Genomic DNA, 17,480 nt, shown 5'->3' on the forward strand with positions numbered 1-17,480 from the left:
CGCGGCATGGTGGGCCCGACCGGACCGCGCGAAGCTGCGGAACGCACCTTCGCACCCTGCGCGGTCGTGCCCATCTACAACCATGGCCGCACCATCGCGGCCACGGCCAATGCCCTCGCGGCGCACGGCCTGCCCGTGCTGATCGTGGACGATGGCTCCAGTGACGACACCCGACGCATCCTCGACGACCTGGTCGCCGGGCGCGACGACCTGCGCCTGATCCGCCAGCCGCGCAACGGCGGCAAGGGCGTGGCGCTCTCCGCCGGCTTCCGCGCCGCGCACGCCGCGGGTTACACCCATGTGCTGCAGATTGACGCCGACGGCCAGCACGATACTGCCGATGTGCCGCGCTTCCTCGCCGAGGCCGAGGCCGCCCCGGAGGCCATGATCTGCGGCTGCCCGGTGTACGACGAGTCGATCCCGAAGGCGCGCCTCTATGGGCGCTATCTCACCCACGCCTGTGTCTGGCTGCAAACACTCTCCTTCGACATCCGGGACTCGATGCTGGGCTACCGCCTGTATCCGCTGGCCGCGACCTGCGAGGAGATGGACCGCAAGCCTTTCCCACCGCGCATGGACTTCGACACCGAAGTGGCGGTGCGCCTGTACTGGCGTGGCGTGCCCGTGCGCAACGTGCCCACCCGGGTGATCTACCCGGAAGACGGCCTCTCCCATTTCCGCATGTGGCGCGACAACGCGCGCATCACGGCCATGCATACCCGCCTCCTGCTGGGCATGCTGCCGCGCGCACCGCGCCTGATCCTCCGCAAGCTCACCCGGAAAAAAGACTGATGCGCCAATTGATCGCCCTGCTTGCCCTGCTGTGTTGCGCCCCGCTGGCGCAGGCCCAGTCGCCCTCGCTCGTCGACGACGTGCTGGCCCACCTGGGCAAGCACCAGCAGGTGCGCGCCGATTTCACCCAGAGCCGTGAGAACCCGGACCTCGCCGAACCGCAGGTAAGCAAGGGCGACCTCCTGTTCGTCGTCGGCAAGGGCATGGTGTGGCATACGCGCGAGCCGTTCGACGACACGCTGGTGCTGACCTCCGGCGATGCCCGCCGCCTCAACGCACAGGGCCAGCTCGAGCGTGTGCGTGACGGCAACCGCGGCGTCAGCCAGGTGTCCGGGATGCTGCAGGGCCTGCTCGCCGGCAAGACGGATGAAGCCGCCCGCCAGTTCACGATCACGGCCGACGGCACGGTGGACCAGTGGACGCTGCGTTTCGTGCCCAAGCAGGCGCGCGTGGCCAAGGTGCTCGCCGGCATCACGCTGAAGGGTGACGCGTTCCTGCAATCGATCGACGTGAACCTGGCCAGCGGTGAGCGCACGGCCATCACCTTCGCCAACACCCATGACGCGGGCGAACTGACGCCGGTGGAAGCCCGGGTCCTCGGCGTCAAATGAAGCCGTCGCCGACCACGCTCCGCGCGGCCGTGTTCGCCGCGGTGTCGCTGCTGGTCTGCGCGCTGGGTGCGTGGCTGCTGTTTGGCCGGGGCACCTCGCCGTTGCAGACCGACCTGCTCGCGATGCTGCCGGCCACCGAACGAAACGCCGTGGCCGAAGATGCCGTCGAGCGCCTGGCGCGCGCCAGCGGCGATCGCATGATCCTCCTCGTGGCTAACAAGGACGATGGCGCGGCGAAGGACGCGGCACGTGAGCTGGGCGCCGCGCTGGGCAAGGACAAGGTCTTCGCCCATGTGCTGGCCGAGCTTCCGCCGTTCGATCTCGACCAGCTGGTGACGCCGTTCCTGCCGTACCGCTTCCACCTGCTGACCAACGACGACCGCCTCGCGCTGCAGGCCCCGGGCTTCAGTGCGTCCGATGCGCTGAAGCGCCGCCTCAACGAGCCGTTCGGCGCCACGGTGGGGCCGAAGCTGGGCGACGATCCGTTTGGCGTGCTGCAGCACTGGCTGGACGGGCAGCCGTGGAACCGCGCGACCCTGGTGCCGGAAGACGACATGCTCACCGCGCATCGCGATGACGGCAGCTATGTGCTCGTCGTGGCGACGCTACAGGGCTCCTCGTACGACGACGGCGTGCAGCGCCGCGCGATCAGTACGCTGGACGCCGCCGAGCGCGAGGTCCTGGCGGCCTACCCCGGCACGCGTGTATTGCGCACCGGCGCCATCTTCTACGCTGCCGCGGCGCGCGCCGGGGCCGAGCGCGATACTCATGTGGTCGGCATCGCTTCCACCGTGGGCATCGCGATCCTGTTGCTGTTCGTGTTCCGCTCGATGCGCCCCCTGCTCATCGCCTTTCTTTCCACCGCGCTCGGCGTGGTGGGTGCCACCGTCGCGACAATCCTGGTCTTCGGCCAGCTGCATCTGCTGACCCTGGTGTTCGGCGCGGCGCTGCTAGGCGAGGCGGTGGACTATTCCATCCAGTACCTGTGCGCCCGTGCCAATGCCGGCCCGGCGTGGGAACCGATGCGCGGCGTGCGCCAGGTCCGTCCGGCGCTCCTGCTGGCCCTGGCGACGTCGCTGCTCGGCTACGCGCTGCTGGCCCTGGTTCCCTTCCCCGCGCTGCGCCAGATGGCCGTGTTTGCCATCGCCGGCATGGCAGTGGCGTGCGTGAGCGTGTTCTGGCTGTTGCCTGCCCTGCTGCGCGGCCCCGCGCATGCGCCGCTGGCAAAGCCCTTCGTCCTCGTCGCACTGGCCTGGCAGCGGGTCGCCTCTGGCCGCCGTGCGCTGGTGGTGATCGGCGTCCTCGTCCTCGCCGCCATCCCGGGGTGGCTGAAGCTGGGCCACGACGACGACATCCACCTGCTGATCTCGCCGCCGGCGTCGCTGGAAGCGCAGACCAACGCCATCCGCGACATCGCCGGCTTTGGGGGCGGAAGCCAGTTCTGGCTGGTGGAAGGCGCCGACGCGGAAGCCGTGCTGCAGCACGAAGAAGCCCTCACCGATCGCCTCCAGCACGACCACGTCGCCTGGACGGGCATGACCGCGATGCTGCCGTCGCAGAAGCGCCAGGCGGAAAACCTCGCGGCCATGAAGGCGCTGGGCCCGTTGCGCGACGACATGGTCGCGGCCGGCTTCAAGCCGGCCACGGCCGATGCCTACGCCACCGCGTTTCCGGGCAAGCCGTTCACGCTGGCCGACTGGAAAGCCGTGCCGGCGTACATGCCGTTCCAGTACCTGTGGATGGACAAGGGCAGCATCGTGGTGCCCCAGGGCGACGTGGACGTGGCGCGCATGCGTGCGCTCGCCGCCGGCCTGCCGGGGGTGTCGGTGATCGACAAGCCGGCGAGCATCTCCACGCTGTTTGGCGAGTACCGCGGTTTCGCCAGCCTGTGGCTGGGTGCCGCCATGGTCCTCGTGGGCCTGGCATTCGCCTGGCGCTATGGCCTGCGTGGCGCGCTGCGCGTCCTCATGCCGCCGCTCGCCGGCATCGTCTTCTGCGTGGCGGCGCTGGGGTATCTCGGCCAGCCGCTGACGCTGTTCCATCTCATGGCGCTCATGCTCGTGCTGGGCGTGGGCGCCAATTACGCCGTGTTCCTGCGGGAAGGCGAGCCGCACTCCGCGCACACGCCCGGCGCGGCGTACGCGGGCGTGCTGCTTTCGGCAGTGACCGCCCTGCTCTCTTTTGGCCTGCTTGCCCTGAGCAGCATGCCCGCCCTGCAACATTTTGGGCTCACCCTGTTGCTGGGGATCGGCTTTACCGCCCTCCTCGCGCCGGTGAGCGCCCCTGCACCACGGGAGATCGCGCGATGAAACGCGTTGTCGTTACCGGCTTCGGCGGCATCACGCCGCTGGGCCATGACTGGGCCACGATCGAGGCCCGCCTGCGCGAGCGCCGCAATGCCGTGCGCCGCATGCGTGAATGGGATTACTTCGACGCCTTGAACGGACGCCTCGGCGCGCCCGTGGATGACTTCACGCCGCCGGCGCACTGGTCGCGCAAGCAGATGCGTTCGATGGGCCGCGTCGCTTTGCTGGCCACCGCCGCCAGCGAACGCGCGCTCGACGACGCGGGCCTGCTGCACGACGAATCCATCCGCGATGGCCGCATGGGCGTGGCCTACGGCTCCTCCGGCGGCAGCATCGAGCCGGCGCGCACCGTGGGCCGCATGCTTGAAACCGGTTCCATGCAAGGCGTGACGGCCACCAGCTACATCCAGATGATGGCGCACACGACCGCGGTGAACGTCGGCGTGTTCTTCGGCCTGAAGGGCCGGGTGATCACCACCTCCAGCGCGTGCACCTCGGGCAGCCAGGCCATTGGCTACGGCTACGAAGCGATCCAGCAGGGCAAGCAGCAGCTGATGCTCTGCGGTGGCGCCGAGGAGCTGTCCGGCCCGGGCGCCGCGGTGTTTGACACGCTGTTTGCCACCAGCACGCGCAACGACACGCCTGAGCTGACCCCGCGGCCCTTCGACGGCAAGCGCGACGGCCTGGTAGTCGGCGAAGGCGCCGTGACCCTGGTGCTCGAGGAATACGAACACGCCGTGGCGCGCGGCGCGCGCATCTATGCCGAAGTGGTCGGCTACGGCACCAATTCCGACGGCGCGCACATCACCCAGCCCACGCGGGAAACCATGGCGGCCGCCATGCGCCTGGCGCTTGCCGATGCCGGGCTGGAACCGGCCGCCATCGGCTACGTGAGCGCTCACGGCACGGCCACGGACCGTGGCGACGTCGCCGAGAGCCACGCCACGCACGATGTGCTCGGCGGCAACGTGCCGATCAGCTCCATGAAGAGCTATGTCGGCCACACGCTGGGCGCCTGCGGCGCGCTGGAATCGTGGTGGATCATCGAGATGATGCGCGGCGGCTGGTTCGCGCCGACCATGAACCTCGAAACGCCAGACCCTGAATGCGCCCCGCTGGATTACGTGGCGGGTGAGGGCCGTGACATCCGCACGCGCTACGTGATGAATAACAACTTTGCATTCGGCGGCATCAACACCTCGCTGATCTTCAAGGCGCACGAGTGATGCGTCGCGTCGTTGTCACCGGCATGGGCGCGGTCTCCTGCCTGGGGCCGGGGCGCGCCGCGTTGTTTGACGGCCTGCGCGCGGGTCGCGCGGGCTTCCGTGACATGCCCGGCTACGCCGCGCTTGGCATGCGTTGCCGGACGGCCGCCCCGGTGGACATGGGCACGCTGGAACCGCCGCCGCGCAAGCTGCGCCGCTATTTCCCGCAGGCCGCGGAATACGCGTGGCACGCGACCCGCGAAGCACTGGCCGAAGCCGGCCTCGACGAGACGCGCGTACGCGAGCGCGATGTCGGCATCCTCATGGGTGGCGCGACCGCCCTGTCGGAATACGAGGCGGGCCTGGACGTGTTCCAGGCCAAGGGCTACGGGCGGCTGTCGCCGTTCATCGTCCCGCGCAGCATGGGCAGCGCGATCGCCGCCACGCTGGTCCATGCGTTTGGCTTCGGCGGCCGCGCGTTCACCGTGGGCTCGGCCTGCACCAGCGCCACGCATGCCATCGGCCAGGCCATGGAGCTGATCCAGCTGGGCCGCCAGGAGATCGTGATCTGCGGCGGTGCCGAAGAACTGCACGACAAAGCCTCCATGTGCTTCGACGTGATGAACGCCCTGACCACGACGAGCACGGCGGGTGAGCGCGTCTCCACGCCGTATGAAGCGGACCGCGACGGCATCGTGCTGGCCGGCGGCGCCGGCGTGCTCGTGCTTGAATCGCTGGACCATGCGCTGGCCCGCGGGGCCACCATCCTGGCCGAGATCGCGGGCTACGGCGCCGCCTCCGACCCCCAGGGCATGGTGAGCCCCAACGCCGATGGCATGGCGGAAGCGATGCACCAGGCCATCGACCTGGCGGGCGTGCTACCCGATTACGTGAATACCCATGCCTGCGCCACGGTGCAGGGCGACCTTGCCGAGTGGGAAGCGCTGCGCCGGGTGTTTGGCGAGCGCGGCCATGCCGTGCCCTGGATGTCCTCGATCAAGGGGCTCATCGGCCACGCACCCGCTGCGGCCGGCGCGCTGGATGCCATCGCCGCCATCAGCATGATCGAGCACGGCCTGCTGCTGGCCGGTAGCCCGCCCCGGCACCGGGACGACGCGTTTGCCGACGCGCCGCTGCTCGACAGCGAACGCGCGGCCGAGGTGGACGCCATCCTTTCCAACAGCTTCGGCTTCGGCGGAAGCTGCGCGGCGCTGGTGATCCGGCGTTACCATCAACCCGACCCGGCCCAGCCCTGACCGCCCGCATGCATCTCGTAGCCGACACGACGAATCGCCGCGCCGACGCCTGGGCCTGGCGCTTCGTGTTCACCGCCCTCTCCTTCGGCTTCTTCGGCCTTGGCGGCCTGGTGCTGCGCGGCCTCGTGCTGCCGGTGGTGCTGAACTGGCCAGCGCCGATCGCCGTACGCCGGCGCCGTGCGCGGCGCACGGTGGGCAAGGCGTTCTGGCTGCACTCGCAATTCATGTACCGCACCGGCGTCATCGACTACCGGTTCGAAGGGCTGGAACGGCTTGGCCGGCCGGGGCAGATGATCGTCGCCAACCACCCGTCGCTGATCGACGTGGTGTTCCTGATCGGCCACGTGCCCGACGCGAATTGCGTGGTGAAGCACAGCCTGTGGGAAAACCCGTTCATGCGTGGCCCGGTGCGCGCCGCGCAATACATCAGCAATGACGGCAGTGCCGACATGCTCGATCGCGCCGCCGGGGTCTTGCGCGAGGGGCAGACGCTTATCGTTTTCCCCGAAGGCACCCGGACAACGCCTGGGCACGCGCCCGTCTTCCATCGTGGCGGCGCGGCCATCGCCATCCGCGGGGCGGAGATCGTGACGCCCGTGTTCATCACGGTGGTGCCGACCACGCTGACCAAGGCCGAACCGTGGTATCGCGTGCCCCATCGCCGCGTGCACATGGTATTTCGCGTGGGTGAGGACATCGACGTAGCCTCGTTCCGCGATGCCGCGCCAGCGCCGATCGCGTCGCGCCGACTCAACGAGCACCTGCACCAGTTGTACGCCGCGGAGCTGCACGCGTGATCGGGCATGGCAACGACAAGCCCTCGCGCAAGCTGGCCAACCTCCTGCTGGTGGTCGTCGGCGTGCTGTACCCGTTCATCGTTTACCTCGGCGGCGACGCCATCCCCGCGCCGGTCTTTGGCCTGATCCTCGGCGCCCTGTGGCTGGTGCGTGCGCCCGCCCTCATCCAGCAGCCGGGCGGCCGCTGGATGCTGGGCATCGCCCTCGCCTACTGCGCCGTGCTGGCGATGGGCGGCCACGACAAGCTGCTGCGCTGGTACCCGAGCATCATCTGCGCGGTGCTGTTCATGGCGTTTGCGCTGAGCCTGCGTTTTGGCCCGCCGATGATCGAACGGTTCGCGCGCCTGCTCGAGCCCGACCTGCCGCCTGCCGCCATTGCCTACACGCGAAAGGTCACCTGGGTGTGGGTCGCCTTCTTCGCCATCAACGGCACGTGTTCGGCGGTGCTGGCCGGCTGGGGCCCGCTCTCGTGGTGGACCTTCTACAACGGCGTGATCGCCTATGCCGCCATGGGCACGCTGTTCGCCGTGGAATGGCTGTTCCGCCAGAGGATGCGCCGGCGCATCCGCCGGGCGCCGATGCACGCCGCCGCACAGCGCCTCAACTCGCACCCGTGGGTCGCGGCCGCCGTGGGCAGCCACGCTGGCGCACCGGCTCCGGGCATGGTCGTGGCCCTCACCGCGTCCGGGCGCATAGCGCTGCTCCGGCACGGACGCGCCGGGCTGGTGAGCGAACTCGGCCAGCACGCCGCGGGCGATGACGCGCTCGCCACGCCACTGGGCTGGCGTTTTGTCGACGCGATGCCGGAAGCGGCGCGTATCGACCTCCTTCTGCAGGCACCGCTGCCGACCACGGCAACGGTGCTTTCCGAGCGCCTCGAGAACGACACGTACGTACTCTCGCTTGAGCTGCCGCTGGACCTGGCCTGCTTCGCCGAGCATTTCCCGGAAGCGCCCGTGCTGCCCGGCGTGCTGCAGATTGCCTGGGCGCTGGCCTTTGCCGCGCCGCGCTTCGGCACCAGCACCACCTGCCGCGGCATGGACCAGCTAAAGTTCCAGCGCCTGCTGCGCCCGGGCGACCAGGTGCAGCTCACGCTGCGCTACGACGCCGCCGCCGGCCGCCTGCACTTCGCCTACCGCGTGGGCGACGCCACGTGCTCATCGGCGCATCTTCGCGTCGGTACCGTACCGGGGACGATCCATGCGCAGTAAGGGTGTGCTCGCCGCCGAGATCGATGTGCTGGTGCCGTTCTTCGACGTGGATTCGCTCGAGATCGTGTGGCACGGCCACTACGTGAAATACCTGGAAATCGCCCGTTGTGCACTGCTCGACGACCTCGGCCACAACTACGTGCGCATGAAGGCCACGGGCTTCGCGTGGCCCATCATCGATCTCCAGCTGCGCTACGCCCGAGCCGCGCGGTTCGGCCAGGCGCTGCGCGTGCGCGCGGAGCTGGTGGAGTGGGAAAACCGGCTGAAGATCCACTACACCGTCAGCGATGCCGCCACCGGCGAGCGCCTCACCCGCGCCAGCACCATCCAGGTCGCCGTGCGCGTCGCCGATGGCGAGATGCAGCTGGTCTCGCCCGCCGTGTTCCTGGCCGACGTCGAGCGCCGCCTGGCGCAGGACGACACGACGCCATGATCCTCTGGCCCATCGAACAACTGCTGCCCCACGCCGGGCGCATGGTGTGGCTCGACCGCGTGGTGGAGTGGGATGAGGAACACATCGTGTGCGCGCGCGCCGTGCGCCAGGGCGACCTGGAAGTCACCGCGGAAGGGCTCCCGTCGTGGGCCGGCATCGAGCTGATGGCGCAGGCCATCGCCGCGTGGAACGGTTGCCAGGTGCTCTCCGCCGGCGGCACCGTGCGGCCGGGCTTCCTGCTCGGAACGCGCGCTTACCGCACGGACGTCGACGCCTTCCCGGTAGGCAGCAGCCTGCTTGTGGAAGCGACGCGGACGTTCCACGACGAAGAAGGCATGGCCTCGTTCGCCTGCCGCATCAGCGCGGGAACGCTCCAGGCGGAAGCGCGCCTCACGGTGTTCAGCCCGCCCGACCCCACCCCTTTCCTTGATCCACGCACCAGCCTCGACCCCACGGGACACGCACCATGACCGACACCATCCTCGTTACCGGCTCCAGCCGCGGCATCGGCCGCGCCATCGCGCTGAACCTGGCGGACGCCGGCTACGATGTGGTGGTGCATTGCCGTTCGCGCCGCGACGACGCCGAGGCCGTGCAGGCCGAGATCGTCGCGAAGGGCCGGCACGCACGCGTGCTGCAGTTCGATATCGCCGACCGCGCTGCCACCGCCACCGCCCTTGAAGCGGATGTGGCCGCTCACGGCGCTTACTACGGCGTGGTGTGCAATGCAGGCCTCACGCGCGATGGTGCGTTCCCCGGCCTCACCTCCGAGGACTGGGACCAGGTACTGCGCACCAACCTCGACGGCTTCTACAACGTGCTGCACCCGCTGGTGATGCCGATGATTCGTCGTCGTGCTGCCGGTCGCATTGTCTGCATCACGTCGGTATCGGGGCTTATCGGCAACCGCGGGCAGGTGAATTACAGCGCATCGAAGGCGGGTGTCATCGGTGCGGCGAAGGCGCTGGCCGTGGAACTGGCCAAGCGCAAGATCACCGTGAATTGCGTGGCGCCGGGCCTGGTCGATACCGACATGCTCGAGCCGGAAGTGCCCGTGGAGCAGATCCTCAAGGTGATCCCGATGGAGCGCAGCGGTACGCCGGAAGAAGTCGCGGCAGCCGTGCGCTTTCTGGTCAGCCCGGAAGCGAGCTACATCACCCGCCAGGTGCTGGCGGTGAACGGCGGCCTCTGCTGACACGCCACAGGTAGACTGGGCGAATGATGTCCTTGCGCCATCTCGCCGAATCCGACCGCTTCGCGGACGTCCTGCGCGTGTTCCTCGCGCTTGCCGGGATCACCGCGTGGTGCACGCTCTACGGCCCCGCCGATGCCATCGTCCCCGCCCTGCTTGGCGCCATCGCCTGCGCGCTGGCCGAAACGGATGACGCCTGGCGTGGCCGCCTCCGTGGGCTCCTCGTCACCCTGCTCTGCTTCGCCCTCGCCGCGACGGCGGTCAGGGCCACCATCGGCACGCCGCAGGGCTTCGCCCTGCTCCTTCCGGTCGGCACGTTCCTGCTCGTGATGCTTGGCGCCGCCAGTGGTCGTTACGCCACGATCGCCACCGCCACCTTGATCCTCGCCGTGTACACCATGATCGCCTCGGACGCCGCGGGCGGCCGTGGCACGGCCGGCACGCTGGCCCTCGTCGGCGGTGCGGCGTGGTACGGGGTGCTCTCGCTGCTGTGGAGCGCGCTGGCCCCGCAGCGCGCCGTGCGGCATGCCCTTGCCCGCCTGTTCGAATCCCTGGCCGCGCTGATCGACGCCAAGGCCGCGCAGTTCGAACCGGTGCGGGGCCTCGACCACGATGCGCTGGCGCTGGACTTTTCACGCCGCAACCAGCGCACGGTGCAGGCCCTGACCGATGCGCGCGTGGCGCTGATTGACCGCATTGGCCGACGCCAGCCGAGAGGGCGCGCCGCCTCGCGCCTGGCCATGTTCTTCGTGGCGCAGGACATCCACGAGCGGATTACCTCATCGCACTATCCGTACGACGAACTGGCGAGCGCGCTGTATCACAGCGACCTCATGTTCCGATTCGGACGCCTTCTGCGCCTGCAGGCGCAGGCCTGCCGGGAACGCGCCGATGCCATCCGCCGCGTTGAGCCGCTGCACTCCATCGCCTTGCCGCACGCGGCCCTCGACGACCTGCGCGAGGCCATGGCCTTCCATCTTCGCACACAGCCGCCGGAGGATGCGCTGGCCGATGCACTGGCCGCGTTGCTCAGGAACATGGAGAGCCTGCAGTTGCTCATCGAAGACGAGGGCAGCCTGCGTGACGACAGCGACATCGCGCTGCAGGGCAACGAGCCGTCGTCCATGGGCGACGCGCTGCGCCGCGTCCGGCTTCGCCTGAACCGGCGTTCGATGCATTTCCGCCATGCCATGCGCCTGGCGATCGGCATGCTGGGCGGGTACCTGGTGATGCTCGCGCTGCACCCCCTACATGGTTACTGGATCCTGCTGACGACGCTGTTCGTCTGCCAGCCGGGCTACGGCGCCACGCGACGACGATTCGTCCAGCGCATCGTCGGTACCACCGCCGGGCTGGTGGTGGGCTGGGCACTGCTACGCGCCCTGCCAGGCGGCGACTGGCGGTTGCCCGTGCTGGTGGCCTCCGGGGCGGCGTTCTTCGCCTTCCGGCTGCGCCGCTATGCGCTGGCCACGGGCGCCATCACGCTGTTCGTGCTGCTCTGCTTCGACCGTGTCGGCGCCGGCTACGACGCCATTGGCCCGCGCCTACTCGACACCTTGCTGGGCGCCGCCGCCGCGGCGCTGGTCATTCGCTACGTGTTGCCCGACTGGCGGGTGCGCCGCCTGGACGACCTGGTCGCGGACGCGCTGCTGGCCTACGGCCGTTACCTCGTGCGTATCGCCGCGCAGTACAGCGCCGGCCGCGAGGACGACCTGGGCTACCGCATCGCCCGGCGTGACGCACACGCGGCCCAGGCGGTCGTCGCGGGCAACGTCGCCGAACTGCTTGGCGAACCGGGCCACGCACCGGGCCAGGGCGAGCGGGCCCTGCGCCTGCTGACCGCCCTGCAGGCCGCGCTCTCCCACCTTTCCACGCTGGGCACGCACCGCCAGGCACTGGCGGGCGAGGACGCGGCCGCGGTGGATGCCACGGCTCATCGGGTGGCGTACGGCTTCGATGCCCTTGCCGAGCACCTTCGCGCGGGCACGCCCGCGCCCATGCTGAGCACGCCAGCCGTGACGGTGGAAACCTCGCTACGGAGCCTTCCCGGTGGTGAGACGCGGCGCCTGGTCGATCGCCAATGCCTGCTGCTGATGCGGGTGCACGACCGCATCGCGGCCATCGCGCAGGGCTGATTGCTGCGACGCGCCGTGGCTCGGCGACGCGAAAACGCTAGCATGGCGGTGATTTCCCCGCCTTTTTCCCCGGAGTTGCACCCATGCGTCCGTTTTCCCTTGGCGAAGACCTCGACCTCCTGCGCGATACCGTCCGCGCGTTCGCCGAGAAGGAGATCGCCCCGCGTGCCGATCGCATCGACCGCGAAAACCACTTCCCGGAAGATCTCTGGGCCAAGCTCGGTGAAATGGGCCTGCTCGGCATCACCATCCCGGGTGAATACGGCGGCTCGGACATGGGCTTCCTGGCGCACATGGTGGCCATGGAAGAAATCTCGCGCGCCTCGGCGTCGGTGGGCCTCTCCTACGGCGCGCACTCGAACCTTTGCGTGCAGAACATCTACCACAACGGTACCGACGAACAGCGCCGCACCTACCTGCCCAAGCTCGCCAGCGGCGAATGGATCGGTGCGCTGGCGATGAGCGAACCCGGTGCCGGCTCGGACGTCGTCGGCTCGATGAATTGCCGCGCGGAGCTCGTCGGCGACACCTGGGTGGCCAACGGCACGAAGATGTGGATCACCAACGGCCCGGATGCCGACGTGCTGTTGGTGTACATGCGCACCGCGCCGCGCGCCGCCGGCAGCCGCTGCATGACCGCGTTCATCATCGAAAAGGGCATGCCGGGCTTCTCCACCGCGCAGAAGCTGGACAAGCTGGGCATGCGCGGCTCCAACACCTGCGAGCTGGTCTTCGAGAACTGCGAGATCCCGGCCAAGAACATCGTGGGCGAGGTGAACGAAGGCGTGCGCGTGCTGATGAGCGGCCTCGATACGGAGCGCCTCGTGCTCTCCGGCGGCCCCATCGGCATCATGCAGGCCGCCGTGGATCTCGTGCTGCCGTATGTGCGCGAGCGCAAGCAGTTCAATGCGCCCATCGGCACGTTTGGCCTGATGCAGGGCAAGGTGGCCGACATGTACACCGCGCTGCAGTCCTCGCGTGGCTACGCGTACATGGTGGCCGAGCAGTTCGACAACGGCGTGAAGTCGCGCATCGATCCGGCCGCGTGCCTGCTCAATGCCTCGACGAACGCGGTGAAGGTGGCGCTGGAAGCCATCCAGGCGCTGGGCGGCAACGGCTACATCAATGAGTTCCCGGCGGGCCGCCTGCTTCGCGATGCCAAGCTTTATGAGATCGGCGCAGGCACCAACGAGATCCGCCGCATGCTCATCGGCCGCGAGCTGTTCCACGGCAAGTCGTAACCACGTAAACCAACCGTAGGAGCTCACAGGGTGCGCTCCTACGGTGATACCCGGTTACCAGGCGATCTTCACGCTCGCCGTCGCCGACCGCGAATGATCGCGGCTGGCAAATCGCTGGTCGACGCCGAAGGCCAGCTGGGTACGCGAACCGAGATCCATCCCCGCGTTCAGGCCCAGCGTCGCCGCCTGCTTCGACAGGCCGATGCCTTCCACCGGCGCCCACTGCGACAGCCCGGTGTAGCGCGCGGAAAACACTTCGCCGCGCGTGGCGAACGCGTTCTGCCAGCCCAGTTTCATGTCCATGCGGAACTTGCCATACGTGGTGAGCCACGAACTGCCCGCACGAAGGCCGAGGCCCGCCTGCCAGCGCGAGGTGGTGTGGCCATCCGCGGCAAGGCCGAAGCCGTCACCACCGAGCTCCTGGAAGCCGTCACGGCGGATGCTGGCGTACTGCACATCGGCATACGGGGTGAAATCGAATGCACCGGCGTGCGTGCGGTAGCCCACTTCGCCATAGGCCACGTTATAGCGGCCGCTGACGTCACCGCCGGTGAAGGCGCCACCTTCGTCACCGAAGCGCAGCAGGCGCTGCGTGTCGCCGCGATAGCTGCCGAAGCCGAAGCGGCCCACGCTGTACCAGTTCGCTCCCTGCGTACCCGCGTACAGCGAGCCTTCGGTGGCCCGGTTACGCTGGCGGTCGAAGTTGCCAGAGAGCTGCCCGCTGCTGCGCATCTGCGCCACGGCCAGGCCGGCAAAGCCGTTGTTACCCAGGCGCACGTCGTTGCCGATCATGCTGCCGCCGATGTTGAATCCGACATTGCCGAAGCCGCTGCGATTCAGGCCACCCTGCGCATCCAGCGACTGCATCCAGGCACCGCCCTTGCCCATCGCATCGAGGTGCTGCATCAGCGCGTCGTTGCCGGCATCGATGCCGGCGAGGGTCACGGCGGTGCCCGCGGCGTACAGCTGGCCGGAAAGTGATTCGAGCGAGGCCTGCGCCGTACGCGTGGAACCCGCCTGCTGGATCTGGCCAGCCGCGATGATCATGGCGGTGTTGACGGGCTGGACAGACGTGGCGCCCGGCGCCAGGCTGCTGCTGATCTGCGTCATGGCACCGTCCACGCGCTGCGCGGACGACTGCGCGGCGAGGGACTGCGACATGCTCGTACCCGCCACCTGGGTGATGCTGAGCGAGGTGGTATCGAGCCAGATTTCCGTGGGGCCGTACTGCAGCATGGAGGTCAGGAAAACGCCGTTGGCCCTGGTGAAGTCGCTGAAGTGTCCCGACACGCTCGACGCGGTGAGCACCTGCTGGTGAAGCGTCGTCGTGTAATTCGGCACGGCGCCGAGGATGCGGAACTGGCCGGCAACCTGCGCGGTTCCGGTCACGATCAGCGGTGCGCCGAGTACCTGGAACAGGCCGCCGCCAGCCGGCATCACCAGGTTGCCCTTGACGTGCACCGAGGTGACATCGGTTGCCACCACGCCAGCGGCGGTCAGCGAGCCGTCCACATTCCCGTGGAGAACAGCCAGGGCTGTCGGGTTGACGATCAGTTCGCCGGGGATGTCATGCATCGCATTCAGCGTGCCGCCCATCACCGTCGTCGCGCCGGTATACGTATTGGTGCCGGTAAGTATCAGCTGGCCCGAACCATTGACCTGCAGGCCGCCGGCGCCACTGATGTCATTGCTGAAGGTCACCACGCTGCCGCCGGTATCGGCATGGAAATCGCCCCAGTCGAACCGCGACGGACCCATCACCGCGCGGCCGACGTTCAGGCGGCCGTAGCCGTAGATCGCGTCCGGGCCCGGGTCGCCGAGATCGTCGGCCGTACCCAGGATGATCTGGCGCACGGCGTCGTAATTCAGCGTGGGGAACGCGCTGTGCACCACCGCCGCGGCACCCGACACCTGCGGCGCGGCCAGCGAGGTGCCTTCCCAGATCTGGTACGTGGCATTGGCCGTGGTCGTCGAACCGGCGGACGCCACGACGACGTCGCCGGGTGCCGCCAGGCAATAGTCCTTGGCGATGCCACAGCGGTTCGAATACGACGCGATCTGCGACGGATTGTTGCTGTCCAGCGCGACGACGGTCAGCCAGCCCGCTTCGACATCCGGTGCACGGTTCGGCAACGCGGCGATATCGGAAGGATCCGCCTTGCCATCGTTGCCGGCGGCGAACACGAACAGGTGCGAACCATCCGCTGCCAGCGGCGCATACGCGTCATGGAAGCTCTTCGTGGCGGCTGCATCGGTGGCGGACCAGTAGATGCCGCCCCACGAGTTGTTGAAGACGTGCGCGCCGCGCGCGGCCACGTCGGCGTTGACGGTACCGAGCGGGTCGGCCGTGGTGGCCTGGTTGCCCTGCCCCGAACCGTCGTCCGTGGGTGCCTTGTCGTTGATGATGCGCGCGGAGACGATGTTCGCCTGCGGCGCCACGCCACCGACGAAGCTGCCAAACGGTACGCCCGCCGCGATCTCGGCGACGGCGGTGCCGTGGCCCACGACGTCGTCAATGGCCAGGTTATTCGTGGACGGATCGACGTAATTGAGATTCGCCGTGACGCGACCGGACAGCGCCGGGTGCAGGCGGGTCACGCCGGTGTCGATGATGCCGATGGTCTCGCCCTGGCCGTTGAAACCGGCGGACTGGGCGGCGCGGACATTGGTCAGGCCAAGCTGCGCATCGATCGGGGGCTGTGCCGGCTGGGTCGGTTGGGTCGGCTGCGTGGGATTGGTCGGCGGAATGATCACGCCGCCTCCGCCACCGCCTCCCGTGCCCACGTTGCTGGACCTGCCACCACCGCCGCCACAGGCGGCCAGGGCAAGGCTGACGCACACCGCCAGCGCAACCTTGCGCTGGCCAAGCAGATTCGTGCCGTTCACAGATTGTTCCCCCAAGGTCTTTGACATCAATGTCTTGCGCGCCACATCCGGTGGCGCTGGAGGCATGTTGCCACACGAACGTGCGGAAAATCTCGTACCGAATCGGCATTTCCTGCCTAGGCACCCTTCACCGGCGTTGCCGCAGTGCGCATTGCCCGGGCCGGGGAGCCACTGCGATACTCCGCAGGTTTCCGTCCCCCCGGGGCCGGCCATCTGAAGTAGCACGGAGTTCCCATGTCCGACATCGTCATCACGGGTGCCAAGCGCACCGCCATTGGTTCCTTCCTCGGCCAGTTCACCGGCGTGCCCACGCCGAAGCTCGGCTCGATCGCCATCAAGGCGGCCCTGGAGCAGTCGGGCGTCGCCGCGGCTGACGTGAGCGAAGTGATCATGGGCTGCGTGCTGCCCGCGAACCTGGGCCAGGCACCGGCTCGCCAGGCGTCCCTGGAAGCCGGCCTGCCGATCAGCGCGGGCTGCACCACCATCAACAAGGTGTGCGGTTCCGGCATGAAGGCCCTCATGCTGGCCCACGACCTGATCAAGGCGGGCTCGGCGTCCGTGGTGGTCGCCGGCGGCATGGAATCCATGACGAACGCGCCGCACATGGTCAATGCGCGTACCGGCATCCGCTACGGCGATGGCCAGCTGGTGGACCACATGGCGTGGGACGGCCTGACCAATCCGTACGACGGCCAGTCCATGGGCGTCTTCGGCGAGAAGTGCGCGGACAAGTACCACTTCACCCGCGAAGAGCAGGATGCCTACGCCATCGCCTCGGTGGACCGCGCAAAGGCCGCGCAGGCCGCCGGCGCGTTCGCCAACGAAATCGTCCCGGTGACGGTGCAGGGCCGCAAGGGCCCGCAGGATTTCATCGAAGACGAGCAGCCCGGCCGCTCCGACACCGCCAAGATCCCGACCCTGCGCGCCGCGTTCCGCAAGGAAAACGGCACGATCACGGCGGCCAGCTCGTCGAGCATCTCCGACGGCGCCGCGGCGCTGGTGGTGATGTCGGCCGATGACGCGAAGGCGAAGGGCGCGACGCCGCTGGCCCGCATCGTGGCCCATGCCACGCATTCGCAGGAGCCGGAGTGGTTCACCACCGCGCCGCTGGGCGCGATCCACAAGGTGCTGGAAAAGGCCGGCTGGACGGTGGACGACGTGGACCTGTTCGAGGTGAACGAGGCATTCGCCGTGGTGCCGATGGCCGTCATGCGCGAGCTGGGCGTGGCGCACGACAAGCTCAACGTCAACGGTGGCGCCTGCGCCCTGGGCCATCCGATCGGTGCCAGCGGCGCGCGCATCGTGGTGACTCTTCTCAATGCGTTGACGGTGCGTGGGGCAAAAAGGGGCGTCGCCTCGCTTTGCATTGGTGGCGGCGAGGCAACGGCGATCGCCATCGAACTGGTGTGAAGCTA

The 17,480-nt window shown here is 68.7% G+C and carries 14 protein-coding genes; 13 read left to right on the plus strand and 1 reads right to left on the minus strand.

Going from position 1 to position 17,480, the window contains the following annotated elements:
- Positions 1-6: 6 nt before the first annotated feature.
- The 12 genes from FIV34_RS14770 (at position 7) to FIV34_RS14830 (ending at position 13,179) form a co-directional block, all read left to right on the plus strand.
- The gene (locus FIV34_RS14770; protein ID WP_139984039.1) at positions 7-792 is read left to right on the plus strand and encodes a glycosyltransferase family 2 protein; all 786 of its coding nucleotides are present in this window, start codon (positions 7-9) and stop codon (positions 790-792) included.
- On the plus strand, positions 792-1,403 hold the full coding sequence (locus tag FIV34_RS14775) for a LolA family protein (protein WP_139984041.1): 612 nt from the start codon (positions 792-794) through the stop codon (positions 1,401-1,403). The genes FIV34_RS14770 and FIV34_RS14775 overlap by 1 nt, the downstream gene beginning before the upstream one ends.
- A complete protein-coding gene (locus FIV34_RS14780; protein WP_139984044.1) occupies positions 1,400-3,712 on the plus strand; it encodes an MMPL family transporter in 2,313 nt (770 codons plus the stop codon). Before FIV34_RS14775 ends, FIV34_RS14780 begins: the two co-directional genes overlap by 4 nt.
- Entirely contained in the window at positions 3,709-4,935 is a 1,227-nt protein-coding gene (locus tag FIV34_RS14785; RefSeq protein WP_139984046.1) for a beta-ketoacyl-ACP synthase, read from the plus strand. The genes FIV34_RS14780 and FIV34_RS14785 overlap by 4 nt, the downstream gene beginning before the upstream one ends.
- Positions 4,935-6,170 carry a beta-ketoacyl-[acyl-carrier-protein] synthase family protein gene (locus tag FIV34_RS14790; protein WP_139984048.1) on the plus strand — a complete coding sequence of 412 codons (1,236 nt, stop codon included), beginning with the start codon at positions 4,935-4,937 and terminating at the stop codon, positions 6,168-6,170. Before FIV34_RS14785 ends, FIV34_RS14790 begins: the two co-directional genes overlap by 1 nt.
- Before the next feature lie 8 nt (positions 6,171-6,178).
- A complete protein-coding gene (locus tag FIV34_RS14795; RefSeq protein WP_139984050.1) occupies positions 6,179-6,967 on the plus strand; it encodes a lysophospholipid acyltransferase family protein in 789 nt (262 codons plus the stop codon).
- A complete protein-coding gene (locus tag FIV34_RS21250) occupies positions 6,964-8,178 on the plus strand; it encodes an ApeI family dehydratase (protein ID WP_246058633.1) in 1,215 nt (404 codons plus the stop codon). Before FIV34_RS14795 ends, FIV34_RS21250 begins: the two co-directional genes overlap by 4 nt.
- A complete protein-coding gene (locus tag FIV34_RS14810) occupies positions 8,168-8,611 on the plus strand; it encodes an acyl-CoA thioesterase (protein ID WP_139984052.1) in 444 nt (147 codons plus the stop codon). Before FIV34_RS21250 ends, FIV34_RS14810 begins: the two co-directional genes overlap by 11 nt.
- A complete protein-coding gene (locus FIV34_RS14815; RefSeq protein WP_139984054.1) occupies positions 8,608-9,081 on the plus strand; it encodes a hotdog family protein in 474 nt (157 codons plus the stop codon). The genes FIV34_RS14810 and FIV34_RS14815 overlap by 4 nt, the downstream gene beginning before the upstream one ends.
- Positions 9,078-9,806 (plus strand): 3-oxoacyl-ACP reductase FabG, encoded by a 729-nt coding sequence (gene fabG / locus FIV34_RS14820; RefSeq protein ID WP_139984056.1) that lies wholly within the window; start codon positions 9,078-9,080, stop codon positions 9,804-9,806. Before FIV34_RS14815 ends, fabG begins: the two co-directional genes overlap by 4 nt.
- 32 nt (positions 9,807-9,838) lie before the next feature.
- The gene (yccS, locus tag FIV34_RS14825; protein ID WP_170207635.1) at positions 9,839-11,938 is read left to right on the plus strand and encodes a YccS family putative transporter; all 2,100 of its coding nucleotides are present in this window, start codon (positions 9,839-9,841) and stop codon (positions 11,936-11,938) included.
- A gap of 83 nt (positions 11,939-12,021) precedes the next feature.
- The gene (locus FIV34_RS14830; protein WP_139984061.1) at positions 12,022-13,179 is read left to right on the plus strand and encodes an isovaleryl-CoA dehydrogenase; all 1,158 of its coding nucleotides are present in this window, start codon (positions 12,022-12,024) and stop codon (positions 13,177-13,179) included.
- Positions 13,180-13,233: 54 nt separating this feature from the next.
- On the opposite strand, the gene FIV34_RS14835 is transcribed toward FIV34_RS14830, so the two are convergent.
- Positions 13,234-16,065 carry an autotransporter serine protease gene (locus FIV34_RS14835; RefSeq protein ID WP_170207636.1) on the minus strand — a complete coding sequence of 944 codons (2,832 nt, stop codon included), beginning with the start codon at positions 16,063-16,065 and terminating at the stop codon, positions 13,234-13,236.
- A gap of 234 nt (positions 16,066-16,299) precedes the next feature.
- Here FIV34_RS14835 and FIV34_RS14840 point away from each other — a divergent pair, with 234 nt between their 5' ends.
- On the plus strand, positions 16,300-17,475 hold the full coding sequence (locus FIV34_RS14840; protein ID WP_139984065.1) for a thiolase family protein: 1,176 nt from the start codon (positions 16,300-16,302) through the stop codon (positions 17,473-17,475).
- The last annotated feature ends 5 nt before the right edge of the window (positions 17,476-17,480 follow it).

Origin of the sequence: Luteibacter pinisoli (genome assembly GCF_006385595.1) — a bacterium.
GTDB lineage: Bacteria > Pseudomonadota > Gammaproteobacteria > Xanthomonadales > Rhodanobacteraceae > Luteibacter > Luteibacter pinisoli.

Excerpts from the sequence above, each read along its gene's own strand:
- FIV34_RS14815 (WP_139984054.1), top strand. The coding sequence starts at position 8,608 with ATGATCCTCTGGCCCATCGAACAACTGCTGCCCCACGCCGGGCGCATG.
- FIV34_RS14795 (WP_139984050.1), top strand. The coding sequence starts at position 6,179 with ATGCATCTCGTAGCCGACACGACGAATCGCCGCGCCGACGCCTGGGCC.
- FIV34_RS14790 (WP_139984048.1), top strand. The coding sequence starts at position 4,935 with ATGCGTCGCGTCGTTGTCACCGGCATGGGCGCGGTCTCCTGCCTGGGG.
- FIV34_RS14840 (WP_139984065.1), top strand. The coding sequence starts at position 16,300 with ATGTCCGACATCGTCATCACGGGTGCCAAGCGCACCGCCATTGGTTCC.
- fabG (WP_139984056.1), top strand. The coding sequence starts at position 9,078 with ATGACCGACACCATCCTCGTTACCGGCTCCAGCCGCGGCATCGGCCGC.
- FIV34_RS14810 (WP_139984052.1), top strand. The coding sequence starts at position 8,168 with ATGCGCAGTAAGGGTGTGCTCGCCGCCGAGATCGATGTGCTGGTGCCG.
- FIV34_RS14785 (WP_139984046.1), top strand. The coding sequence starts at position 3,709 with ATGAAACGCGTTGTCGTTACCGGCTTCGGCGGCATCACGCCGCTGGGC.
- FIV34_RS14775 (WP_139984041.1), top strand. The coding sequence starts at position 792 with ATGCGCCAATTGATCGCCCTGCTTGCCCTGCTGTGTTGCGCCCCGCTG.
- FIV34_RS14830 (WP_139984061.1), top strand. The coding sequence starts at position 12,022 with ATGCGTCCGTTTTCCCTTGGCGAAGACCTCGACCTCCTGCGCGATACC.
- FIV34_RS14770 (WP_139984039.1), top strand. The coding sequence starts at position 7 with ATGGTGGGCCCGACCGGACCGCGCGAAGCTGCGGAACGCACCTTCGCA.
- FIV34_RS14780 (WP_139984044.1), top strand. The coding sequence starts at position 1,400 with ATGAAGCCGTCGCCGACCACGCTCCGCGCGGCCGTGTTCGCCGCGGTG.